This is a genomic window from Microbulbifer maximicatervae (SeqCode) (assembly GCF_052467615.1).
Genome location: NZ_CP174319.1, coordinates 634,341 through 658,221, shown reverse-complemented (window position 1 = coordinate 658,221; position 23,881 = coordinate 634,341). Strand labels below are relative to the sequence as shown.

At 50.3% G+C, this 23,881-nt stretch carries 27 protein-coding genes; 7 read left to right on the top strand and 20 right to left on the bottom strand.

Annotated elements, in window-relative coordinates:
• Positions 1-12: 12 nt before the first annotated feature.
• Positions 13-1,044 (bottom strand): Fe(3+) ABC transporter substrate-binding protein, encoded by a 1,032-nt coding sequence (locus tag ACJJIM_RS02945; protein WP_282931603.1) that lies wholly within the window; start codon positions 1,042-1,044, stop codon positions 13-15.
• 149 nt (positions 1,045-1,193) lie between these two features.
• On the opposite strand from ACJJIM_RS02945, the gene ACJJIM_RS02940 reads away from it, so the two are divergent.
• From ACJJIM_RS02940 to ACJJIM_RS02925, 4 genes are all read left to right on the top strand, one after another.
• On the top strand, positions 1,194-1,601 hold the full coding sequence (locus ACJJIM_RS02940) for a hypothetical protein (RefSeq protein WP_444894717.1): 408 nt from the start codon (positions 1,194-1,196) through the stop codon (positions 1,599-1,601).
• A gap of 130 nt (positions 1,602-1,731) precedes the next feature.
• Positions 1,732-1,998, top strand: a complete 267-nt coding sequence (locus ACJJIM_RS02935; RefSeq protein WP_282931601.1) for a PepSY domain-containing protein — start codon at positions 1,732-1,734, stop codon at positions 1,996-1,998.
• Between the two features lie 236 nt (positions 1,999-2,234).
• A complete protein-coding gene (locus ACJJIM_RS02930; protein ID WP_444912310.1) occupies positions 2,235-3,680 on the top strand; it encodes a coniferyl aldehyde dehydrogenase in 1,446 nt (481 codons plus the stop codon).
• Between the two features lie 149 nt (positions 3,681-3,829).
• Positions 3,830-4,135 carry a hypothetical protein gene (locus tag ACJJIM_RS02925; protein ID WP_413664728.1) on the top strand — a complete coding sequence of 102 codons (306 nt, stop codon included), beginning with the start codon at positions 3,830-3,832 and terminating at the stop codon, positions 4,133-4,135.
• A gap of 97 nt (positions 4,136-4,232) precedes the next feature.
• Here the strand turns inward: ACJJIM_RS02925 and ACJJIM_RS02920 are convergent, their stop codons facing one another.
• The 3 genes from ACJJIM_RS02920 to ACJJIM_RS02910 all read right to left on the bottom strand — a co-directional run bounded on the left by ACJJIM_RS02920 (position 4,233) and on the right by ACJJIM_RS02910 (position 6,538).
• Positions 4,233-5,231, bottom strand: a complete 999-nt coding sequence (locus tag ACJJIM_RS02920) for an AraC family transcriptional regulator ligand-binding domain-containing protein (protein ID WP_444912309.1) — start codon at positions 5,229-5,231, stop codon at positions 4,233-4,235.
• Positions 5,232-5,249: 18 nt separating this feature from the next.
• A complete protein-coding gene (locus ACJJIM_RS02915; RefSeq protein WP_444894871.1) occupies positions 5,250-6,023 on the bottom strand; it encodes an SDR family NAD(P)-dependent oxidoreductase in 774 nt (257 codons plus the stop codon).
• Between the two features lie 131 nt (positions 6,024-6,154).
• Entirely contained in the window at positions 6,155-6,538 is a 384-nt protein-coding gene (locus tag ACJJIM_RS02910; RefSeq protein ID WP_444912308.1) for a zinc ribbon domain-containing protein, read from the bottom strand.
• 34 nt (positions 6,539-6,572) lie between these two features.
• Between ACJJIM_RS02910 and ACJJIM_RS02905 the strand changes: the two genes are divergently transcribed.
• The gene (locus ACJJIM_RS02905; RefSeq protein ID WP_444894873.1) at positions 6,573-6,854 is read left to right on the top strand and encodes a hypothetical protein; all 282 of its coding nucleotides are present in this window, start codon (positions 6,573-6,575) and stop codon (positions 6,852-6,854) included.
• 201 nt (positions 6,855-7,055) lie between these two features.
• Here ACJJIM_RS02905 and ACJJIM_RS02900 read toward each other — a convergent pair whose 3' ends face one another.
• The 7 genes from ACJJIM_RS02900 to ACJJIM_RS02870 all read right to left on the bottom strand — a co-directional run bounded on the left by ACJJIM_RS02900 (position 7,056) and on the right by ACJJIM_RS02870 (position 12,075).
• The gene (locus ACJJIM_RS02900; RefSeq protein WP_444912307.1) at positions 7,056-7,472 is read right to left on the bottom strand and encodes a PaaI family thioesterase; all 417 of its coding nucleotides are present in this window, start codon (positions 7,470-7,472) and stop codon (positions 7,056-7,058) included.
• Between the two features lie 33 nt (positions 7,473-7,505).
• Entirely contained in the window at positions 7,506-8,156 is a 651-nt protein-coding gene (locus ACJJIM_RS02895; RefSeq protein ID WP_444912306.1) for a hypothetical protein, read from the bottom strand.
• A 95-nt stretch (positions 8,157-8,251) separates the two neighbouring features.
• Positions 8,252-8,743 carry an NADAR family protein gene (locus ACJJIM_RS02890; RefSeq protein ID WP_444912305.1) on the bottom strand — a complete coding sequence of 164 codons (492 nt, stop codon included), beginning with the start codon at positions 8,741-8,743 and terminating at the stop codon, positions 8,252-8,254.
• Between the two features lie 63 nt (positions 8,744-8,806).
• Complete coding sequence (locus ACJJIM_RS02885) at positions 8,807-9,262, bottom strand: hypothetical protein (RefSeq protein ID WP_444912304.1); 456 nt, start codon at positions 9,260-9,262, stop codon at positions 8,807-8,809.
• A gap of 129 nt (positions 9,263-9,391) precedes the next feature.
• Positions 9,392-11,032, bottom strand: a complete 1,641-nt coding sequence (groL, locus tag ACJJIM_RS02880; RefSeq protein ID WP_108732154.1) for a chaperonin GroEL — start codon at positions 11,030-11,032, stop codon at positions 9,392-9,394.
• 48 nt (positions 11,033-11,080) lie between these two features.
• The gene (locus tag ACJJIM_RS02875; RefSeq protein ID WP_020412315.1) at positions 11,081-11,374 is read right to left on the bottom strand and encodes a co-chaperone GroES; all 294 of its coding nucleotides are present in this window, start codon (positions 11,372-11,374) and stop codon (positions 11,081-11,083) included.
• Between the two features lie 215 nt (positions 11,375-11,589).
• Positions 11,590-12,075 carry an FxsA family protein gene (locus ACJJIM_RS02870; protein WP_444912303.1) on the bottom strand — a complete coding sequence of 162 codons (486 nt, stop codon included), beginning with the start codon at positions 12,073-12,075 and terminating at the stop codon, positions 11,590-11,592.
• A gap of 144 nt (positions 12,076-12,219) precedes the next feature.
• Here ACJJIM_RS02870 and cfa point away from each other — a divergent pair, with 144 nt between their 5' ends.
• Positions 12,220-13,368, top strand: coding sequence for a cyclopropane fatty acyl phospholipid synthase (cfa, locus tag ACJJIM_RS02865; protein ID WP_444912302.1), 1,149 nt, complete (start codon positions 12,220-12,222; stop codon positions 13,366-13,368).
• 90 nt (positions 13,369-13,458) lie between these two features.
• Here cfa and ACJJIM_RS02860 read toward each other — a convergent pair whose 3' ends face one another.
• On the bottom strand, positions 13,459-14,220 hold the full coding sequence (locus ACJJIM_RS02860; protein ID WP_444912301.1) for an SDR family oxidoreductase: 762 nt from the start codon (positions 14,218-14,220) through the stop codon (positions 13,459-13,461).
• Between the two features lie 84 nt (positions 14,221-14,304).
• The gene (locus tag ACJJIM_RS02855; RefSeq protein WP_444912300.1) at positions 14,305-15,336 is read right to left on the bottom strand and encodes a DUF481 domain-containing protein; all 1,032 of its coding nucleotides are present in this window, start codon (positions 15,334-15,336) and stop codon (positions 14,305-14,307) included.
• Positions 15,337-15,577: 241 nt separating this feature from the next.
• Here ACJJIM_RS02855 and ACJJIM_RS02850 point away from each other — a divergent pair, with 241 nt between their 5' ends.
• The gene (locus ACJJIM_RS02850) at positions 15,578-15,883 is read left to right on the top strand and encodes an MGMT family protein (RefSeq protein ID WP_444912299.1); all 306 of its coding nucleotides are present in this window, start codon (positions 15,578-15,580) and stop codon (positions 15,881-15,883) included.
• A 20-nt stretch (positions 15,884-15,903) separates the two neighbouring features.
• On the opposite strand, the gene ACJJIM_RS02845 is transcribed toward ACJJIM_RS02850, so the two are convergent.
• From ACJJIM_RS02845 to ampD, 7 genes are all read right to left on the bottom strand, one after another.
• Positions 15,904-17,175, bottom strand: a complete 1,272-nt coding sequence (locus tag ACJJIM_RS02845) for an AmpG family muropeptide MFS transporter (RefSeq protein ID WP_413664716.1) — start codon at positions 17,173-17,175, stop codon at positions 15,904-15,906.
• Between the two features lie 236 nt (positions 17,176-17,411).
• The gene (locus ACJJIM_RS02840) at positions 17,412-18,785 is read right to left on the bottom strand and encodes an AmpG family muropeptide MFS transporter (protein ID WP_444912298.1); all 1,374 of its coding nucleotides are present in this window, start codon (positions 18,783-18,785) and stop codon (positions 17,412-17,414) included.
• Between the two features lie 73 nt (positions 18,786-18,858).
• Positions 18,859-19,431 (bottom strand): YbhB/YbcL family Raf kinase inhibitor-like protein, encoded by a 573-nt coding sequence (locus ACJJIM_RS02835; RefSeq protein ID WP_444912297.1) that lies wholly within the window; start codon positions 19,429-19,431, stop codon positions 18,859-18,861.
• 15 nt (positions 19,432-19,446) lie between these two features.
• Complete coding sequence (locus tag ACJJIM_RS02830; protein ID WP_444894885.1) at positions 19,447-20,433, bottom strand: threonine ammonia-lyase; 987 nt, start codon at positions 20,431-20,433, stop codon at positions 19,447-19,449.
• 113 nt (positions 20,434-20,546) lie between these two features.
• Complete coding sequence (locus ACJJIM_RS02825; RefSeq protein ID WP_444912296.1) at positions 20,547-21,974, bottom strand: aldehyde dehydrogenase family protein; 1,428 nt, start codon at positions 21,972-21,974, stop codon at positions 20,547-20,549.
• A gap of 238 nt (positions 21,975-22,212) precedes the next feature.
• Positions 22,213-23,088: a regulatory signaling modulator protein AmpE gene (gene ampE, locus ACJJIM_RS02820; RefSeq protein WP_444912295.1), complete on the bottom strand. Its 876-nt coding sequence runs from the start codon at positions 23,086-23,088 to the stop codon at positions 22,213-22,215.
• A gap of 89 nt (positions 23,089-23,177) precedes the next feature.
• Complete coding sequence (gene ampD / locus ACJJIM_RS02815; protein WP_444912294.1) at positions 23,178-23,735, bottom strand: 1,6-anhydro-N-acetylmuramyl-L-alanine amidase AmpD; 558 nt, start codon at positions 23,733-23,735, stop codon at positions 23,178-23,180.
• Positions 23,736-23,881 lie beyond the last annotated feature (146 nt).

Here is a 23,881-nt window from a genome sequence, read left to right as displayed (position 1 = left end):
CAGTTAACCATTCTAAAAGTCAAAGCGTACTTCATCAACCATACGGGAAGCCGCTGGAACGTAGGAACCGATCTCCGTGAGACTCAGATCGTCTTCCTTAAACTCACCCATATACTCCTTAATCAACTCAGAGCGGGCAGTGCCAGGGCGTACCGGGAACTCAAAGTTTTTCTCGGCGTAAGAGTATTGAGCATCGGCGCCGCTGAGGAATTCCAGCAGCTTAACGGCATTTTCACGGTTGGGGGCATGCTTGGTCAGCGCCGCACCGGAAATAAACATATGGGTACCGCGATCTTTCTGGTTAGGGAAGACCAGATTTACAGACTTGGCCCAATCCACCTGCTCCGGCTGCTCCTTATTGGTAATCATTTTACCGAAGTAGTAGCTGTTACCCAGGGAAAGGTCGCAGACACCTTCGCTAATCGCTTTAACCTGAGCGCGGTCATTGCCCTGGGGCTTACGTGCCAGATTCGCTTTCACACCTTGCAGCCACTCTTTGGTTTCTGCTTCACCGTGATGGGCGATCATGGAGGCGATCAGGGACAAGGTATAGGGGTGCTTGCCGCTACGAGTACAGATTCGGCCCTTCCACTTAGGGTCTACCAACTCTTCGTAGCGAGTAATTTCACCGGGCTTAACGCGGTCTTTGGAGGCGTAGATCAAACGCGCCCGGGTGGTCAGGCCGAACCAGTTGCCGGCCTTATCACGAAATTGTGATGGGATATTGTCTTCCAGGATTTCACTGCTTACCGGTTGGGTCAGCTGCTTATTAAGCAGATCCATCAGGCTGCTGGTATTGGAAGTCAGGACCAGGTCAGCGGGGCTATTGCGCCCTTCCCTTTGCAAACGCTCGTTCAAGCCTTTGCTGGCGTAGACCACTTTGGCCTCAATACCGGTTTTTTCGGTGAACTCCTTTAAGATCGGCTCTATAAGGAAAGGCTGTCGGTAGGAGTAGATATTTACCTGCTCGGCCGCACTGGCACCCACAGCACCCAACAAGCCGGCTACAGCCAGCACTTTTTGAAATAGAGCTCTGGTAGACATTATCGTAGATCACCCTTGGATTAAACGAGAAACATTCTCATTTGATTTAATGGCAATGTCAATAAAAATACATATGACCTAAGGCGATAAGGCAAAGTCGTCAATTTCCTCCTATGCTTAGGCTTGATACCGCCACCCATAGAGGTCCTATGTACCGCTTTGGCCCTTTAATAGCACTGATCTTTGTCCTCTGCAGCTGTGGGGGCCCGAAGGACTCCAAGTCACCTGCAACCCCTCCTGCAGATGAGTCGGCTACCAGCGCCATGAAGGAGCCCATTGCCCCACCGGGCAATGGAGCGGAAGCGGAAAAGAAAGCTGCAGCTATATGCACCCCGGAATGGTTTGCCTGGGTTCAACAGCAAGTGCTTGCCCAGCAAAATGGCGATATGGCGAAACTATACCCATCCGGTATGCCGACTACCGGTAGTGAGGAATGGTTCACAGCCATCACCCGGCTCAGCGGAGCCAATACCAACGGTCTCAAACCCGGAGGAATGGAGTGGTGCGAGGCTATCCAGAAGCATCTTACCGAGGGCAGTCCACAAAACCCGTTGTAAGTGCCTGGAGACCAAACGCAGACGCATCAGTTTTTATTTTACAGTTTGGAAATACCGTTCGCTCGGTTAAGGGAAGATTTGATTCATAGGATACTGCGATTTAGCAAATAGACAGCGAGGTAATAGCACCATGCAGCCTATCAGCAAGTTGTTGCTGGCCTTTATCGCCGCAACAGCACTACCCTATGCACTCGCCAAAGAAAAGCCCCCACCCGGAGCTATGGCCCTTTCCACCGTATTGACCAAATTGGAACAGCAGGGCTACACCCCAATTGTTGAGGTCGATCTGGACAAGGGTAAGTGGAAGATTGAGGCCTATAAGGGTGACCAGAAGTACGACTTGCACGTAGACCCCAACTCTGCGGAAGTTTTGTCGGAAAAACCGGACAACGATTAAGGATTAGCGTCCTCATTCCAGCTATCCTGCCTGGGCCGGCTGCCAAAGCCGGCCCTAACCTATTCTGCTTGAATATTGCGATGTAATCCGCGCCATAAATTGCGATGGCAAAACAAACTTGGCCATACCCCGGATAAAATTTGTTATCCGATCATCAAAGGAATTTACCGGATTGGTCAATCACTCCGATTCAATTTCGTTTAGTCTTTCTGAGATCAACGCCACAGGATAATAAAATGACAACACAAACCCTGACCCGGCAGGATGCAGACAAAGCGGTACTGCAAAACTATCTGGACAAACAGCGCAGTGCCTACCTGGCCAACCCGGCTCCCAGCTATCAGCAACGTGTGCAGGATCTTAGAACCCTTGCCCAGCTCCTGCGAGAACAGCAGGAACCCATTATCCAGGCGATCAGTAACGACTACGGCAATCGAGCCCGGGAAGAGATACTGCTCTACGATATCTACCCAGCGCTCTCCGGCATTAAAGAGACTATCAAGCGCTTAAAGAAGTGGATGAAACCCAGAGGGCGCCATACAGATTTTAAATCCTATCCCCTCTCTAAAAATCGTGTGGTCCCACAACCTCTGGGGGTAATTGGCGTCATAGTGCCGTGGAACTTCCCAATAAACTTGAGCTTTTCACCACTGACCAATATTTTCGCCGCAGGCAATCAGGCGATGGTCAAGATGTCCACCAATTCCAAGCACCTTGCAGAATTACTCAGTAAAGTCTGTGAACAATACTTCCCGGAAGAAAAGCTGGTTTTTATTCCCGATGCCGATGAAATAGGCCCAGTATTTTCCAGCCTTAAATTCGATCACTTAATCTTTACTGGCTCCAGTAATACCGGCCGTGCAGTAATGCGCTCCGCCGCAGAAAACCTGACTCCAGTCACATTGGAGCTTGGAGGTAAATCACCGGCAATTGTTGGCCCCGATTACCCGGTTAAGAAAGCCGCCGAGCAACTAATTTACTGGAAGCTGGTAAACGCCGGGCAGATCTGTGTCAACGTGGATTATCTTTTCTTGCCGGAGGAGCATCTCGAAGAGTTTATCGAGCACGCAAAACATTATGTTCAGAAGCGCTACCCCAACTTAGATGGCCAGGATTACACTTCTATTATCGACGACACATCTTACCAGAGAATCTGGGCAACCCTGGATGACGCCAAGGCTAAGGGTGCTAATACCATAGATTTAAGTGCTGGCAAATTGGATAGGGACAATAAACTGCGAAAATTCCCTCCGCATATCCTGACCAATGTAGACGGCGAGATGCTGGCAATGCAGCGTGAGATTTTTGGCCCTCTATTGCCGATTATCACTTACTCCAAGCCAGAGGAAGTTATTGATTATATTAATGCTCGCCCCAGACCCCTGGCGATTTACCCTTACACTCACGACAAAACCTTACAAGATTTATATATCAACAAAGTAATGTCTGGGGGCGTGTCGGTAAATAATTGTGTACTGCACGTTGGCCAGCACGATATTCCATTTGGCGGCGTTGGTGAAAGCGGTATGGGCCACTATCATGGCTACGAGGGATTTTTGACCTTCTCTAAACTTCGCCCCATCTTCTATCAGGGTCCAATCGATCTATTAAAATTACTGCGGCCTCCCTATGGTAAACTCTCAACTCGAGTTATCGACTTTATGCTAAAACTTACCCGCTAGTATTTTTATGGCCCGGCTACACCCTGTAGCTGGGCCATCCACTGCTATAATCGCGCTCAGGTAAGACCGAAATCACTACAGCCCGCTGGCACTGCGATAATCCCTAGTCCAAACTAAAACTATGGCTTGTTAGCAGTATGGAGCCGTAGATGATTTTTCTTACCGCCATAGCTTTAGTTGGCAATCTCACTAACCCAATCCCCCCCGGCCTCGATCCCAATAAACCCGCCCCCATCTACGACAGCCCCGACCTTTACGGAGCAGAACCCTCAGTCATTGCCTTGGACTTATCCACTATTAAAGCGAAACTGCATGGTCTAGGGTTCAACCCCATCACGCATATCGAATTTGTGGGCGGAAGATGGAAAATCCAGGCGGTCTACGGAGGAGAATTGAGGGCTCTGGAGGTGAATCCGGACAACGGAATAATTATTGCTGACCGACCAGCCAATTAATCGCTGTTTGAATGTTAAAACTAAACCTCTAGGTCCAAACGGGTCACAAAAATTTACAGTGATATGCAAACATTGGTTTTTTAACTAAGGGATCTATTCAGTGAATAGAGTCCCGGTATTGCAATGGTGTCATTCCTTTCCAGCCCCGGTAGGCCCGAATAAATGAATTGGGTTCTTTAAATCCCAACATAAAAGAAATCTCTCCCAGATGAAGGCTGGATTTGGCGAGGTAGTGATCAGCCAAACTTGACCTAACACCCTGCAATACTGTCTGGAAGGATTGATTTTCCTCCCCCAGTTTCCGCTGCAAAGTCCTTTTACTGATAGCCAAGCGTTCAGACACCGCTTCGACAGAACTCTCTCCGGCCGGTAGTAACTCCATCAATACTGAACCTACCCGCTCTCCCATTGTGGCTTCGCTATCCAGATCCTTGAGCTGTTGGCTCAATTTACCTTCAAAGAAATCCCACATAGGGGCATTGGCAGTCAGAAATGGCTTTTGTGCATCTTGCGCTGAGAAACAAATCCTCACCCGGTCTGACTGCTTAATTGAACAACCAAAAAACTCCCGATAAGGCGTTTGATCTTCAGGCAGCTGCGGTAGCGCCAATTCCAATGGTTGAATTTCCTCCCGGGTTCCCAACCGAACCAGGCGGATATAGAAAATTAATTCGCTCAGGCCCAAAGCTTCAGGAATATTTCCATCACTTCCATAGCACTCTAAATTGAGCTTGGTGTACTCATCAGTAATATCCAAGTGCAATTCCATGGGACCGATCAGTGGTTTGTATTGCTGTATCCGCAGTAGAGCTTGATTCAGATTTGCACTGCACAGGCTCGCAAATATGGGAGGGTCAAACGACTCAGCCGAAAGGTGCTCCGCCAGTAAAAGTGGTAATGGCCGATCCTTAGAGGCCCGATCAATACCACACCAAAAACGGAAATATTCCACCGGAGAGAGTGTCACAGCCTCCCGCTGTAACAGATCCGCAGGTAACCCGGCATAGGCAAGAGCCAGCGCTGTATCGATATTCATATCGTGTAATATCAACTTCCAGCTGGGAGGTACCAGGAATTTCGCTGCACGTTTGATCATTACCGGACCTGCCTGCAATTAAGACTTTTCCATCGTCTGACGGGAAAACTTCAGTACCATTTTACGTGGCAGTAAAGGCATTATCCAATTCAGAAACAACTTGAGCCGTGTCTCATTAAAAGCAACCAGATCTCCCCGCTCCATTGCCTGATAGCCACATCTGGCAACAGACTCAGCCGAACGGGCATTTTTCCAAATATCGACACCCTGAAGATCACCAGCGGCCACAAACCCTGTTGCAACAGCACCGGGGCACAAAGCCGTTACTGTTACACCTGTGCCTTTCAACTCTTCCGCCAGTGCCTGGCTAAATGAAGTTACATAGGCTTTAGTTGCGTAGTAAACCGCCTGTAAAGGGCCGGGAATAAAAGAGGCTGTAGATGAAACATTAAGAATATGTCCACTATTGCGGCCAACCATCCCCTTTAAATACAGGTGGGTGAGATTGGTAAGGGAAACCATATTCACCTGCATCATACCCTGCTCAGCTTCCAAATCCCTCTGATGGAAAAGACCATGACCACCAAAACCCGCATTGTTAATTAGAGTGCCAATCTCCACACCCTCACTTTGGGTTCGCTCAAAAATTCTCTGCGCGGACATGGGGTCAGAAAGGTCCTCGGCAATAACCATTGCCTGGATACCAAACTCCTTCTCCAGCTGCTGTTTGAGTGCTGAAAGCTTCCCTTCAGACCGGGCAACCAGAACCAAGTTGCCACCCTTAGATGCATGTATCCTGGCCAGTTCAAGGCCGATGCCACCAGAGGCCCCAGTAATAAGTGCCGTTTCCATCTATCTGTCTCCCAAGCGTTAATCTTGAAATCAGTATATGATCAGAAGGCGCCAACTAAGAATCCGATGATGCCAAGTGACTATCCAAGTATGCCAAAACCACATTGGTAGTTCTTTCATCAAGTGGGAAATTAATCAGTCCGCTTTGAGTCCATAAACGGGCTGGATAAAGTCAACTCCGTTCCACACCAGTAACAATTTGCCCTTTGCTTTCTCACCTTATGGCCACAGGAAGGGCACTCTTTCAAGTTACCCGTTGTTATTTTTCCATCGCGCTTACCATCTCGCAGATCAATCTGCCCCATCTTTTCAATAAGCTCAGCCTCGGTTACCCCTAATTTTTCCGATAGAAGCTCCCACATAGCCTGATTCGCCAACACTAATGTATCTATACGCCCCTGAATATCACCGACTTCCAGTTCCAGGTTAGCGGCCATCTGCTTTGCATTTTGAGCTCGATATCTCGCATCATCGATTTCTCGCTGCTGAAAATAATCCCAAATAGTGTCTAACATTTATTTCACTTTACTTAACAAATCAGAATAAAAAATGGATCAAATCTGCATTTACGATTTTCGTTTAATCAAAATTATTAACAGATATATCAAACCAAATAATGTCCCAAACGGAAAAGAGCCAATCCAAATCAGTGAGAGTATTAAAGAATACCAGAATAACCACTTAGCTCGAAAAGACGATAAAAACAAAGCAGTACAGGAAATCAACAAACCTGGAGCAGACAATAGACCTCCTATAACAAAATTAGAGATGGATTGGCTCATCATGCCTGCCATTACTTCAGGGGATGTATCAAGTGATTGGGCGATCTGAGAAGTTTCCCAAAAACTCAACATCCCCAAATAAAAGAACACAATAATCGGGGTTTGAAGAGCAGTACCCAATATAGAAAGAACGCTCCCCAACCTAACCCGCTTATTTCCCTCCGGGCAAAGCTCACTTTCCGGGGAGCTATATATGCCTTGTTCAAAACTCATTTTTACCTCAGAAAACATCACATCCTTCATCAAGGATTTATAAATTTTGTCCCTTTATTAAAGCGGTAGCGGTTGCCCTAGCAATTAGTTTCCCCTCTTGAAGAAGCTCTCCTTCCAGAAAGCAGACAGTTCCACCTCGAGATACAACTCTGCCAACACCCTCAACTGGCCCCACTTTAGCTGGGCGAACAAATTGAGTCTTTAGCTCTAGTGTCGGAGCAAACTGACCAATATTCAGTGAAAATACAAGTGCAGGACTCATTACGTCGTCGAGCATTGCACATAGAAACCCACCCTGTATTGTTCCCGCAGGGTTTAAGAATGACTCACTGGCAAAAAATCGGGCTTTGATCTCCATTTTTTCACGTGAATAGCTTATTAACCCAAATCCCAGAGTTTTCGCACACTCAGGTACTGGCAGATCTCCTGACTCTACCATTTCGTAGATGTCCATATTTCCTCACTAAGCCTATTCCATGTTTGCTACTTAAACTTCAATCGAGTTCACCATCGCCTGCCAGTCCTTCTCTACTCGATCCCGCCCTCGACTATTTTGGCCTAATGCTCCGGTATGGGCCTGACAGCAAACCCTGATACCGGCAATATCAAATGAAGATTGCAGCGCTTCCGCTAAATTTTTACAAGATTTTAGACCAACTGCTTTTCGTATGGCATTAAAGGTTTTCAACCCCAAGCATATAACAATTGTTGGTGCCACCACTTCAATCTGAGGAACTGCAAATTTCTGAGCAGCCCAGACCATATCTTTCGCTGGGACATCTGCACTTAAATTCCCATACTTAATTAGTGGAAAAACATTAGTTGCGTAAATATCGCTAAGGGATAAGCCAAAATGCCGCTGCAACAGATCCTTAAGTCTTTTATTCGTGGGCAACGAGGGAATCTGCCCGAGATCTACAGCATCCTGGATAATAGACCCGGATAACTTATCTACCCCCAACCAATCCTGTAAAAGAACCATAACAGAAGCATCGATATTATTAGCGGATTTCGTATAAGGAGAGACATAATCACAATCATAAATTCCATTATGGAAATCACCGATATTCTTATACCCCTCTTTCTTTACTTGCTGCCTTTCCTTTGCCAACGCGGCCAACCTTAACGATTTTTCCATATAAAGCCTACACTACAAAGCAATAAAAAATGCTCAATATATTTAAAACCACTAACTTAACAAAAATTGAAGAATTTCAACCTGAAAAAACCATCTCAGAATTCTAACACCAAGCGGATTGAGGAACGTACGGACATAAGGACTTTGCCCAACAAATTCTGCCCTCGCCAATTCGCCTCATCTAGAATTTCAACAGAATCAGAACTCCAACCAACGCCCCACACAAGATCATAAGGAGATGCTTCCACCAACGTCTTATCACCGGTATCTATTAATCGCTCTGCCAAATCAATATGCTGAGTAAATTTTAAGTAATTACCGTACCAAACAATACCAATCTTATGAAGGTTCCAAACACTAGAGTTATACCCGACAACATTTCGCCCTAATCGCTGCTGAACCTCTGGATCAGTTTCTACAAGAATTCTCTCTGAAGTCTTTAAATCACCGAACAATATCGCTTTCTTATACATCATATATTGTTCACAGCAATTAAACTTAACGCCATCTGGATCAGTAATATCTCGCTTAGTCCACTGTCCAAATTGGTGCTTCCAGAAGAAATAGTATTTCTCTGTTTCTCTCATGCTATTTCTTACCATCTGTAAGTCATAATTAATCAGCTGAAAGTAAATCGATCTACCATCGCACTAAAGTTTCTTTCCTATATCTCCCCCTGTAACCCTAACTCCAGCAACCGAGTATTGCTCAACTTCACCAGGAACATCATCGGTTGAGCGCCTAGGGAAGGGCTTTGGCTCCCCCAGAATCAGATTTGAAATCAAGAAATCCAACAACAATACATCATAGCGATTATCAGTCTCTCGATATTGACTCGGATCCCTGTTAACCCGCGTATTTTCTGCAGAGCAACCACTTTCAGTCTCCACCAAGTCAAGTTCATAAATACAAACACCCGTCCAACTTCGACAAAGATAAAAACGCCCATCATGAAAATAGCCGTTCCATTTCTCATCCATGCTTCTCGCAGTCAACCCCTGCTGTAATTGCTTATATTCACCATGAGAAAATTGGCGGTGGTATTCAATCAACTCACTTTTCCCAGAGAGCGTCTTGATACTAGAGAACCTATCGCTACCAGTCACTCGCCTACACCCTGAAGATAAAATTGAAAACTATATTGATAACTAAAAGCAGATCCTAGTAAACCACTTTCCACAAGGCAAAAAAAAGCCCCGCAATTGCGGGGCTTTTTAGATAGGCTTAAGGCCGGCTTACATCATGCCGCCCATACCGCCCATGCCACCCATACCGCTCATGTCAGGAGCAGCCGGCTTGTCTTCCGGGATTTCTGCAACCATGGCTTCGGTGGTGATCATCAGGCCAGCGATAGAAGCTGCCGCTTGCAGAGCAGAGCGGGTTACTTTAGCTGGGTCCAGGATACCCATTTCCAGCATATCGCCGTACTCACCAGTAGCAGCGTTGTAACCGAAGTTGCCTTCGCCTTGCTTGATCTTGTCAACAACTACGGAAGCTTCGTCACCAGCGTTGGAAACGATTTGACGCAGAGGCATTTCCATAGCGCGCAGGGCTGCTGCGATGCCGTGGTTCTGGTCTTCGTTGTCGCCAGTTACAGAGATAACCTGGGTAGCGCGAACCAGTGCGGTACCACCGCCAGGTACTACGCCTTCCTCTACTGCGGCGCGGGTAGCGTGCAGCGCGTCTTCAACGCGGGCTTTCTTCTCTTTCATTTCCACTTCAGTAGCGGCGCCTACTTTGATTACCGCAACACCGCCAGCCAGCTTGGCTACGCGCTCTTGCAGCTTCTCTTTGTCGTAGTCGGAAGAGGACTCTTCGATCTGTGCACGGATCTGGCTAACGCGAGCTTCGATGTCTTTAACATTGCCAGCGCCATCAACGATTACAGTGTTTTCTTTGGACAGGGTTACGCGCTTAGCAGTACCCAGGTGCTCCAGAGTGGTACCTTCCAGCTCCAGGCCAACTTCTTCAGAAATCACGGTGCCGCCAGTCAGGATAGCGATGTCCTGCAGCATGGCTTTACGACGGTCGCCGAAACCAGGTGCTTTAACAGCAGCAACTTTAACGATGCCGCGCATGCTGTTTACAACCAGAGTTGCCAGCGCTTCGCCTTCTACGTCTTCAGCGATGATCAGCAGCGGCTTGGAAGCTTTAGCTACTTGCTCCAGCAGGGGCAGCAGGTCGCGGATGTTGGAGATTTTCTTGTCTACCAGCAGGATGAACGGATTGTCCAGCTCGGCAGTCATGTTCTCTTGGTTGGTGATGAAGTAAGGAGACAGGTAGCCGCGGTCGAACTGCATACCTTCTACTACGTCCAGCTCGTTTTCCAGGCCGGAGCCTTCTTCAACAGTGATAACGCCTTCTTTGCCAACTTTTTCCATGGCTTCAGCGATGATGGTACCAACGCTCTCGTCGCTGTTAGCGGAGATAGTACCTACCTGAGCGATAGACTTGGTGTCAGCACAAGGAGTGGACAGGCCAGCAATGTGGTCAACAGCTGCGGTTACCGCTTTGTCGATGCCGCGCTTCAGGTCCATTGGGTTGAAGCCAGCGGCTACGGATTTCAGACCTTCGGTTACGATAGCCTGGGCCAGAACGGTAGCGGTGGTGGTGCCGTCACCAGCGGTGTCAGAAGCTTTGGAAGCAACTTCTTTAACCATCTGTGCGCCCATGTTTTCGAACTTGTCGCTCAGCTCGATTTCTTTCGCTACGGAAACACCGTCTTTGGTTACGGTAGGAGCGCCGAAGGACTTGTCCAGAACTACGTTGCGGCCTTTAGGACCCAGGGTAGTTTTTACAGCGTCTGCCAGGATGTTTACGCCTTTCAGCATTTTCTGACGAGCGTCGTCACCAAAAATTACGTCTTTAGCTGCCATGATTCTTATTCCTCAAATTCTTTTTGCGAGTAAAGTTAAAGGCTGGCCTTAGCCTTCCAACACGCCGTAGATGTCACCTTCGCTCATGATGATCAGCTCTTCGCCTTCCACCTTGAGGGTATTGCTGTCGGCATAGCGACCGAAAACAACAGTGTCACCTACCTTCACAGACAGTGCGCGAACGTCGCCATTGTCCAGCTGCTTGCCCTCACCCACGGCTACCACTTCACCTTGGTTCGGCTTTTCTTTGGCAGCGCCTGGCAGCACGATACCGCCAGCTGACATCGCTTCTTCTTCCTTACGGCGTACTACGACGCGGTCGTGTAAAGGACGAATTTTCATGGATAAGTTCTCCATTGAGTCGTTTTAATGGTTTCCAACATGGGCGGCACTGGCCCTTTGGGCCGGTAACCTCACCCCTCTCTGATCCTCAGAGGCGGGGCTTAATTCTCAGTTGAACCCTATCTATGGGCGGGAATAAGGATTTCAACACCATCAGGTGAAAAAACTGCAAAGCAAATTCTCACGACGGGCATTTTGTCCACTTTTTGATCTAATTAAGGCTTGGGGCGCTTGTCTTCAACGGAGTGTTTACCTTCTCCCGGACGCTTTTCATCCCGCGAATACTCCCCCTCGATAATGTCGTCACCACGCTTGTGATTTGGCGACTGGTTAAAATTCTGCGGGGGAACCACTTTGACATGGCGAAGGATAAAACCGAGCAACAGGTTCCTGAGCCCCGGTATCAAGCAGATAAAGCCGAAGAAATCAGTGATAAAGCCCGGGGTGAGCAACAGCACACCACCCACCGCGAGGAATATCCCCTCAACCATCTCTTTGGCGGGAATATTTCCAGCCTGCATCTTCTCCTGGGCCCGCATCAGGGTAGAGATCCCCTGGCGGCGAAGCAGTGTCACTCCTACCACTGCGGTCAAAATGACCAGGCCAATCGTTGGCAGGGCGCCAATTTCACTCCCTACGGCAATCAACACCCACATTTCGAGTACAGGTAGGGCTATAAATAGAAGTAATAATGGGCGCATTGCGGAAATTCCTAGTTAACCAGCTTCGCTGAGAGCCGGGACGATCATGGTTTTTTCAATATGCTGTAGTAAATGGAGTGGGGAGGCAAATTATTCAAGGGCGCCTTATTCCACCCCACAGTAACTGGAGAGAGGAAGGATTGAATGGCAAGCGAGCAACAGGATGCTATAGAAGTGCCAGCCATCGGACGCAGTCGCCACTTAGTGGACGATATATTGGCGAAAGCGGACATTCAAATTAACGGGGAAAGACCTTGGGACCTGCAACTCCACCGGGAAGCAGCCCTTGATGAGGTCATCGCCCGGCACAGCTTGGGCCTGGGTGAGTCCTATATGCGCGGCGATTGGGATGTCCAAGACCTGGATCAATTCTTCCACCGGTTACTCAGTGCTGAGATTCATCACAGTATCAAGAACTGGCGCTACTTTTGGCGCGCCACACGCAGCTATCTGATGAATCTACAGAGCAAAAACCGCTCGTTTAATGTGGGAGAGCAACACTACGACCTGGGCAACGAATTCTATAGTGCCATGCTCGACAATCGGCTTACGTACAGCTGCGGCTATTGGAAAGAGGCTGAAACCCTCGACCAAGCCCAGGAAGCCAAGCTGGACCTGATTTGCCGCAAGCTGGAATTGAAACCCGGGATGCGCTTGCTGGATATTGGCTGTGGCTGGGGTAGCCTGGTTAGCTATGCCGCGCAAAAGTATCAAGTGGAGTGTGTTGGGATTACGATTTCCCGAGAGCAAAAAGCCTATGTGACAGAGCGCTATGGTGAACTGCCAATTACTGTTCGCCTTCAGGACTATAGAGAACTCAAAGAACCCTTCGACCGCATCGCCAGCGTAGGGATGTTTGAGCATGTCGGCCGCAAGAACTACCGAACATTTATGGAAACAGCAGCGCGCTGTCTGAACAAAGATGGGTTGATGATGTTACATACGATCGGCAACAACCAGCGCACCGCATCTACGGACTTGTGGACAGAAAAATATATATTCCCAGGTGGTGAGCTACCTTCCGTAGGACAGCTGGGCGACGCGACCGATCGCTTGCTAGTGTGCGAAGACCTGCACAACTTTGGATACTACTACGATAAAACCCTAATGGCCTGGCATGAAAACTTTGAGAAAAACTGGCCGCGCTTTGCCGATCGCTACGGCCAGCGCTTCTACAGGATGTGGCGCTACTATCTACTATCTTACGCCGGTGCATTCCGGGGGCGCACACTTCAGCTATGGCAGCTAATGTATTCGAAGTTCCGCGCCGATGGTGTTACGCGTTTGAGTTAAAGCACTATTTGCTGTAAATCAAGAAACTAATTGCGGAATCAAAAAAGGGTGAACTCAGTTCACCCTTTTTATGCTGGGAAAGAGGGAAGCTTACAAGCGCGCTCCGCCATCAATATCTATCACTCGACCGGTGACGTAGTCGTTCTCCAGAATAAACGCTACTGTCGAGGCGATCTCATCCTGCTCACCCAACCTGCGCAGGGGCACTTGTTTTACCAGACTCTCAAGAATCTCAGGGCGCATCTGCGCAACCATATCGGTGCCGATAAAACCCGGGGCAATCCCGGCAACACGCACGCCGTAGCGCGCCAGTTCGCGTGCCCAGGATACCGTCATCGCTGCAACACCCGCTTTACTGGCGGAGTAGTTGGTCTGCCCCATATTGCCCGCACGGGACAAACTGGAGATATTGACCATCACCCCACCCTTACCGCTCTCCGCCATAATGCCCGCTGCAGCACGGCCACAAAGGAATACACCGGTAAGGTTCACATCGATCACAGACTGCCACTGTGCCAGGGACATGCGATCTGTCACTTTGCCGTCTTTACACTTGAGCAACATGCCATCGCGCATAATGCCGGCGTTATTAACCAGAACCTGGAGCCCGCCAAAGTCTGCTGCGATTTTCGCAAAACCGGAGTCCACCGCTTCCTCATCGGCAACATTGATCAAGTAGCTGCGAGCCTCAGCACTGAGCTTTTCACAAGCTGCAACGCTGTCTTTCAGGCCTTCCTCATTAACATCGATCAGGGCCAGGCGGGCGCCTCGCGCAGCCAGATACTCGGCCATAGCTCGGCCCAACCCCTGGCCCGCACCGGTAATCGCAACAATACTGTCAGCGATTTGCATATTGAACTCCTCGTCGTCGCTCGTTTTTTAGATTTATCGTTTATGACTGCCTTCGATCCTGCCCTATGCAGGCTCGAGGGGGAATTACCATTCGTAACCGACACCAACGGTCACTTTGGTATCTTCTTTTTCACTTTCCAGGGAGGGCGTATTGTCGTACTGCCACTCGTAACCGATCTCCATCAGCACGCCTTCAACCAGCGGTGTGCGCACCCCCAGCTTGGCGTTAGCTTCGTAGTCGTTACTGTGATCAAAGGATTGTAAGGTTTCCTGGTCGAAATAAATTTCCGGCCCAAGGGAAAACTTGTAGCGGTAGTTAAGTGCAATTCGACCGGCGACATAGCGCTCATCCTGGTCTTCACTCAACTCTTCATCGATAAAGCTCTCATGCAGGCTACTCACACCACCTTCGAGGGAAAAAGTGGTTTTACTAGTATCGTAAAACAGATAACCCATACCGAGACCGAGCGTAGTTCCCAGGTCTAAGTTCTGAGCCTCCTCCCTTTCCAGCTCACTATTAGCCGCGGCAAACCACTTCTCAGCAAATATCCAGCGAAGATCATAATTGAGCTGGTATTTTTCCAGGTCACCATCTTCTTCACTTTCCTGGTTCTGGTAAACCGCCCCCATCAAGTGGTTAAAATCTCCATGGCGGATATCCAAGTTTATACTGGCATCGAGGTCTTCACGCTCACGGTTACCGCTCTCAAATACGCCCCCGGCGGTAACATCACCGCTGAATAACACCGGACTGGTGGTAAATGTACTGTAGGGTTCTGCCCGCTCAATACCGGGGAAATCGATCAACCAACCGCGCCCTTCAGCGCAGTACACTTCCCAACGCTCCTGGCGGTGGCCGGCTAAGGTACAGGGTTCATCCCTGCCTGCAATTTTGATATCGGTATCGATGTCCATCGACACCACTTTGGATTTGTCGACTTTAACCTCACCAAAAGTCTCTGACTTCCAAGTAACCTGATCCTTCTCTACCAGCACCAACTCGCCCTGAATACGATCGCCATTTTCCAGGGTCAGCACACCGGCATAGGCCTGGAAGGGCACAAGAAATAAGAGAGTTCGAGCAAAGAACCTGGGGAGTCGTGTCGATAAAACCACTAAGAAACCTTGGACTTTTTAGGAGTATGAACGGTGCAAACAGCTTCAACAATCGCACCATGATGCCACAACTAGAATCATGTGGCACGCCGTCACAGCAGAGGCTTTCGCGCCCTGGGGACTGTGACCTTGCGAGCTGGTAAAGTATCCATAAATGGCGAATAAAAATCTCATTTTCTGGAGATTACAAAGTAAAAAATTGCGCCCAATTGGCGTGATTCGCCGATATTTAGAGCTTTTTATGGAAAAACAGAACTCCCTGGAAAGAATATGCCAAGCCTTGGCGGCAATCCCCAAAGGGCGGGTTGTCACCTACGGGGACTTGGCTGAGATGGCCGGCTACCCACGCGCTGCGAGACTTGCAGGTCAGACTCTGCGTAAATTACCCCGGGGTACCAAGCTACCCTGGCACCGGGTGATTAACGCCCAGGGGCGCATCTCCCTGCCGGAACCCGGCGCCAGCCGCCAGCGTGAAAAACTGGAAAGAGAGGGGGTCATACTGCTGAAAGGGCGAGTGGATATGGGCAAATACCGCTGGAAACCTTAGCCCCAATCGCAGACAGAAAACTACGCTACCTCATCAGCCCCCCAGGGCGCGACCCAAAATAACAGGATCATTCCAGGCACCGCCAGAACGGCACACAGGAGAAAGAAATGTGTCCACCCCATTCCCTCCACCAAATAGCCAGTGGAGGCATTGGCGAAGGTGCGCGGGAGCGAGGTCAAGGCAGTAAACAAGGCAAATTGAGTCGCGGTGTGCAACTTGCTGGTAGTTCGGGCGATAAATGCAATAAACACCGCTGTCCCCAACCCCACCCCAAGATACTCAAAGGCAATTACTATCGCCAATAGCCAGAGGCTCGGATTGAAATCTGGAGTGCCCACCAGCTCGCCATTCACTTCAGACAAAATCATAAATCCGAAAATTGAAACCAGCTGTACCACCCCGAAAATCCATAGGCACTTATTAATCCCGATCTTCACAATTAATAAGCCGCCAAAGAAACCGCCAATTACCGCAGGCCACAGACCGGCATTCTTTGCCACTATGCCGATATCCGTATTGGAATATCCCATATCCAGGTAATAAGGCGTCGCCAGTGCCGTAGCCATGCTATCGCCGAGCTTGTACAAAAACATAAAGGCCAGTACGAGCACCGCCTGTTTTACGCCATTGCGATTAAAGAATTCGACGAAGGGTAAAACAATGGCCTCGCGCAAAGATTTAGGACGACCTGCTGGATGGTCTGGCTCAGCGACCATCAAGGTCATAAAGACGGCAATCAACATAAAGGCCGCAGTAATCATAAACACCTGGTCCCAGGCCAGGTGGTCCGACAGGATCAAGCTGAGGGATCCCGGAATCAAGCCGGAAATACGATAGGCGTTGGCGTGAAAGGAATTGCCCAGGCCCAACTCCTGGTCTGGCAGAATCTCGCGTCGGAAAGCATCCAGGACTATATCCTGGCTGGCGCTAAAAAAAGCCACGGCAAAGCAAATTGCGGCAATTGACCAAATATCAAACTGGGGACTGAACATCCCCAGGACGCCAATGGAAACAATCAGTAACAGCTGCATTACCAGCATCCAGCCCCGCCGGCGGCCTAGCATCGGGAATGCGTAGCGCTCCATCAATGGAGACCAGATAAATTTCCACGTATAGGGCAATCCGAGCAATGCAAAAATACCGATAGTGGCCAGATCCACGCCTTCGGTACGCAGCCAAGCGGGCACCAACTGTATCAATACAAAAAGAGGCATCCCCGAAGAGAAACCGGTGCCAATACAAATCAGCATGCGCCGATTAAACACCGCCTCCCGGATGGTTTCGTGGGCCATAGTTTGTCGCTTTTATTCGCTGAGCATCATCTACCAGTGATACCCGACCCAACAGGCAACAGACACACAATCGAACATAAGGGCGAGTCTATGGAGGGGTGGGTTTCACCTTTACAACCACCATAGACACAAGCCGGGCAGAATGCCCGGCGAAGAGTTTTGATATGACATAGGGATTTAGAAAAGAGCTGAATTCGGGATGTACTCTTAGAGAGGAAATAGCATCCCTGTAAACCTTAGGTAGTGCCCGCTCCCGGCTGAACTTCTTCTCCCGGCCAGTCGCGCTGCTCGCGGCGCCAGAAATAAATGGACAGCACAATGGCTGGTATTCCCATAAGCGCCGCATAAATAAAGAAGTAGGCATAACCCTGAGCATCCACCACTATGCCGGAAAAACCACTGATAAATTTCCCCGGCAAGGTCATCAGGGAGCTAAACAAAGCATATTGAGTGGCGGTATAAGCTTTATTGGCAAGACTGGAGAGAAACGCGATCAGTATCGCATTGGCAATTCCTCCACTGATGTTGTCCGCACTAATTACCAGCGCCAACCAGGCTTTATCGGGACCGATCACAGCGAGTTGGGCAAATAACAGGTTGGTGCAGGCGACCATAACCGAACCCAGTATCAGCGGACGCACAACACCGTATCGCACCACTAACAGCCCGCCTAGAAAGGAACCGATAATGGTACAGAAGAAGCCAAACAGCTTACTGATTTCAGCAATTTCCGTTTTGGTAAAACCCAGATCCAAATAGAAAGGGTTGGCCATCACCCCCATCGCAATATCACTTAAACGGAAGATGCCGATAAATAACAAAAGAATGATTGCAAAGCGGCCATTGCGCTGAAAAAACTCGATAAAGGGGCAGGCCACGGCGCGAATAAACCACTGTTTCAAGCGACCGTGCTCCCCCTTGCCCAACAGACGCTGGGCCCACTCGCTTTGCAGCTCATCGGCTTCTTTGTTTACCTTGCTGTGATCGGGCTCGGCAATAATCAGGGTGGTAATCAGGCCCACCCCCATCAATCCAGCCATCGCAAGATAAGCACCGGACCAGCTAAAGATATCCGCAATAAACAGGGCGCCCGCTCCGGCTATCAGCATTGCCACCCGATAGCCAAATACATAATTGGCAGCCATAGCGCCCTGATAGTCGTCATCCATGGCCTCAATTCGATAGGCATCAATCGCCACATCTTGAGAGGCCGAACAGAAAGCCACCCACAGGGCCAGTAGGGCTACGTGCATCAGGGAGAGCTGGGGATTTACACTGGCCATACCTATCAGGCCAATCGCTATCCCGATTTGGGATACCAGCATCCAGCCCCGACGCTTGCCCAATTTGTCCGTGAAAAAAGGCAGACGCAGCTGATCGACAATAGGGGCCCAGAGAACCTTGATCGAAAAGGTAATCCCCACCCAGGCAAAAAACCCGATGGCAGTACGGCTGACACCGTAGTCCCGCAGCCAGGCAGTCAAAGTAGAGAAAACCAGCAGTAATGGGAGGCCGGCGGAAAAGCCGAGGAAAAACATGGTGAGTACACGGGGCTTCAAATAAGCGGCCAGCGCTTGCCCCCATGTCATTTGTTTTTGTAAGTTGGTCAAGCGCGGGCCTCCAGAGCCTCAGCCGCTGCAACAGGTGTTCCTGCACAGCGGAGTATTAAATTAGTTTATTTACTCAGTGGCCCCACAAAACTTCCAGCTCCGCTTCGGCCAACTTATTGGCATTGATATTGAAGCCAACTTTAGCAGGAGAAGTGTTTTCATCCAGCGGCAGGGATTCCACTTTCAGGGCATAGACACGAAAACGATAGCGATGATCCCCGTGCCCCTTGGGCGGGCAGGCACCACCGTAACCGGAATTACCATAATCATTGCGCCCCTGCACTGCTTCTGGAATCAGGCCGTTTTTCAGGTCACCGGCCCCTTCCGGAAGATTGGTAGTATCCACTGGGATATTAAATACCACCCAGTGCCACCAACCACTGCCGGTGGGCGCGTCGGGATCGTAAGCGGTAATAGCAAAACTCTTTGTGCCCTCCGGTACCCCACTCCAGCTCAATTGGGGAGACAGGTTCTCACCGCCGCAGCTGCCATAAACATGAGCCATGGGCATTTTCTTTCCAGCTTGTAAGGAGCTGGATGACAGTGTCAGCTTCTCAGCAATCGCGTTGGTTCCAGTCAGTGACAGCGCAGCAGCACAAAGCAACCCGGCCAAACCCCGGCCGCCCTTTTTCAATAAATGGCTCATATCCCAGTTCCCCTTTTAGTTTTCTTCACTGGACAGCAGTGGGCCTACTTTGTCCAGATCCATATTTCCGCCGGTCAGAACAACCACGACATTCTTATTGCGAAAGCGCGCGCTGTGCTCAATGATCGCAGCGAGACCCACCGCAGCCGACGGTTCTACCAGCTGTTTGGTTCGCGTCCACAATAGCCGCATCGCATTGACGATACCAGCTTCGCTGACTGTCACAATATCCCGCACCGTGCGCTCAATAACGGCGTAATTTTTGCCGCCCAATGTTGTGCGCAGACCATCGGCGATCGTATCGGGTTGTTGTGTGGTGATATGAACGCCACCGCGCAGTGAACGCTGGGCATCATCCGCTCCGGCGGGTTCCGCACCAATTACCAGGATATCGGGGGCAAGCGCAGCCATAGCCAATCCCACGCCGGACAAAAGTCCACCGCCTCCCACTGGCGCCACAATAACGTCTGGAGCAAAGCCCTGTTCGCGACTTTGCTTGAGCACTTCCATGGCTACAGTGCCCTGCCCTGCAATAATGCGCTTATCGTCATAGGGCGGGACTTCGTGCGCACCGGTTTCCTCAAGTACCTTTGCCAAAGTGGATTCGCGATCAGCCAGGCTGGGGCCCGAAGTCACCACTTTGGCACCATACCCCTCAACCGCCATGCGTTTTGTCTTGGGAGCCGTTTCGGGCATCACCACCGTGCAGGCCAATCCCCGCTGGGCTGCTGCCCAGGCGAGCGCCGCACCGTGATTACCGGACGAATGGGTGGCAACTTCCTCGACCCCGTCCGGGAGTAGCGAAAGCGCATTAGCCGCGCCCCGCGCTTTAAAGGCGCCCACTTTCTGCAAGTGCTCACACTTAAACCACAAATTGGCGCCCGTCAGCTCGTTCAGCTGCCGAGAGCTGAGCAGAGGGGTCTCGTGTACCATGCCTGCAATATTTTGTGCGGCACTAAATACATCCTCACTGGCAGGTATCTCGTTGCGATCCAGGGGCATAACACTGTGTATCCTTTTCGACTACATGGGAATAATCCAGCTTATCCACCGCCGATAACATCCAGTGTTCTACGGAGCAGGCACAGTGGAAAACCGTGCCTGTCGATAAGGAATTATTTGCTGAGCATACGCAGGAATTTCATTTTCCTGTCGTTGAAGGGTGCATATCGTATATCGATATCTAGGATATTTCTGCGCCGCATGACGGCCTTGTAATGACTGAAGGTGCGGAAGCCATGCTCTCCATGGTAGGACCCCATACCGCTGGCACCGACGCCTCCAAAAGGCAGGTCCTGGGCCAGCATAAACATCATACAGTCATTCACACAGGCGTTGCCGGAGCTGCAACGGGATAGAATCCGATCCGCCAATGCTTCATCCTGGGTAAATACATACAGGGCCAGGGGCTTCTCTCGCTCATTGACAAACTCCTCCGCTTTGGAGAAATCATCCAGTTCAATAATGGGGAGTATCGGACCAAAGATCTCCTCCTGCATAACTCCCGCAGAGAGATTGATGTTGCGCATTATGGTGGGCGCCATATAGCAGTCGTCCACATCGACTTCACCGCCAAATACCACCTCTCCATCCCCCAGGTAATCCGACAGGCGAAGGGTGTGCTGGCTGTTAACAATGCGCCCATAGTCAGCAGATTCTCGCGGATGCTCCCCATACATTTCCCAGAGCACCCGCTGCAACATGGGGGTGAACCGATCGGCTGTCCGCCGACTACAGAGAACATAGTCCGGGGCGATACAAGTCTGCCCCGCATTGGTAAATTTACCCCAGGCAATTCGCCGTGCAGCCACTTCCAAGTTGGCATCATCGGCAACAATACAAGGGCTCTTTCCGCCGAGTTCCAGGGTTACCGGAGTCAGGTATTTAGCCGCCGCACTCATTATGATTTTGCCGACCCGGCCACCGCCGGTGTACATAATATGGTCCCAGCGCTGCTCCAGCAGCGCCGTGGTTTCTGCCACACCACCTTCGACACACGCAAAGGCATCATTGTCGAGGTAACGCGGTAATAGTTCTGCGATTAACCGGGAGGTTGCGGGGGATAACTCAGAGGGCTTTACCACCGCACAATTGCCGGCGGCAATCGCCGGTACCAGCGGCGATAACAATAATTGCAGCGGATAATTCCAGGCACCGATAATCAGCACAACACCCAGCGGCTCCGGTTGCACATAGCTCTTGGCCGGCTGGGTCATCATCGGCGATTGGACCTTGCGCGGGCGCACCCATTTCTTCAGGGACTTCAAGGTGTGATCGATATCGTTGTAGAGAAATGAAATTTCAGTGAGGTAGCTTTCCTGGGGAGCTTTGCGCAAATCATCGTGAAGGGCTTGGACAAAATGTGCCTCGTTCTCGGAGATCATCTTGCGCAGCTGAGACAGTTGCTTGCGCCGCCAACTCAATTCAGTGGTGCTGCCGCTGCGAAAATAGGTTCGCAAGCCCGCCACTAATGTGGCTGCGTTCCAATCGTTTGCCCTAGCCAGATCTGACAACATTTGCGGTTCCAATACCGAAACTTCCAAACCTTACTTCCTCCAATGAGTATAAGCCGTCGCAGGCAATGACTAGCTTCGCTTTATTGATATGGCAAAGCACCGAAGTCCGGCCGCTGGGGCGCGCAATTTCGTAGGAAGGGGGGGATAAGTCAAGATAGGAAGGAGAGAAAATTTTGAAAATGGCGACAAATTCAACAATCGCCCCAAAAGACAAAAGTAGCTCTGGGGCGATAGTGCGGGCACTACGGAATTATTCAGAGGCTCCTTAGATAAACAGAACCAGAAGGGCCAAACCAGTGATCCACAGAAGCAAGGTTCGGGATAGCAGCGCTTGCAGCCCCTCAATCTCCGCACCACTTTGGCGCTGCATCTGAGACAGATCGGAGCCACCACTGCACTCACTGGCGTCAATACCACCGAGAGCCCCCTCCAGGTAAGCCTCGAGAACCTGATCGGTATGGCTCTCACGACACATCAACACCCGGCGCCAGGCGCGGTAACAACCGGCAAAGTTACCCACAATGGCAAAGCTCAGCCCCATCACACGGACCGGCAGCCATTCCAACAACCACAACCAACGCGCCGCCGTCGCTTCTTCGGAGGAGCCCCGGGTATTTTCTGCGTACAAAGCACTCAAGCGGAAGAGTACAGCCCCGGGAATACCCAGCAAAATAAACCAGAACAGCACGGCGAAGAGTCTCTCAAAGGCGCAGTAGGCAGCGCCGCGAAATACCTGCTCATGCAAACAAGTGTCATCGGAGGGCGCTTCGTGTAACTCGCGCAAAATGGGCGCCGCCGCTTTGGTGGCACCTTCCAGGTCTCCGCTATACCAGTGGCGCAGGTAGTTTGCGACGATATCGTTGAAGTTGCCGCGACCGAGACAATAGAGCAGCAGTGGCACCCCCAACAGCAAGTAGCCCAGACCGCCCGCAGCGCCCTCTGCCAGCGTCATCGCAATTGCAGAGATCAATACTGGAACCAGGATAGTGACACCAAGCAGCAGACCATTATTGCTATTAATGCTGGGCAACGCCTGTAAATACTGACTCCAGCGACTGAACCAACCATCGCGATGTAACGGAGCCCCTGAACCCCAGATTTGCACCAGGGCAACGGTGATCAGAACAATTAACAGAGTCATAAATAATCCGGGACTGTTTCAGTTATCAAAATCGTGCTGCGGCTTCTATTACAGAAACTCTTCCCACTTTTAAAGTCCGCTACTGGGTATCAGACGATTTCTTTCAGCTTGTTGAGGTAGCGCTCCCAGTCAAACCCCGGGCCCGGGTCCAATTTCCTTCCGGGAGCAATATCCGAATGACTGGCAATTCTATCGATATCAATAGCGGGATAAGCTTGCATAATCGCAGCACTCACCTCGGCAAGTGCGTGATATTGGGAGTCGGTGTAAATATCGGTATCCAAACCTTCCAGCTCAATACCAATGGAAAAATCATTGCAGTTAGCGCGACCTTTAAATTCGGACTTGCCCGCGTGCCAGGCACGCCGATCAAGGGGCACGTATTGAGTCACCAGGCCATCGCGGTCGATCAAAATATGCGCGGACACCTGTAACGCAGCAATATCGGCAAAATAGGGGTGTGCATCGATATCCAACTGCCCCAGGAAAAAGGCATCAATGTAGGGGCCGCCATACTGTCCGGGCGGCAAGCTGATACTGTGAATCACCAATAGATCCACCGCACAGTCTTCCGGGCGGCTATTGCAATGAGGACTCGGAACCCGGCGCGCGCCCGCCAACCAGCCAGACTCCACTTGATATTTCAATCTGCGATCTCCGCTGCAACCTATTGATAGCCCCGGTATCGCCCGAGGCTTCAGCAGTTACCATTCTATGGAAGCGTTGATCGATATGCCAATCTGATCGGAGCAGTATCGCGACATAACTTGCGGAAAACCACTGGCCACTGAGT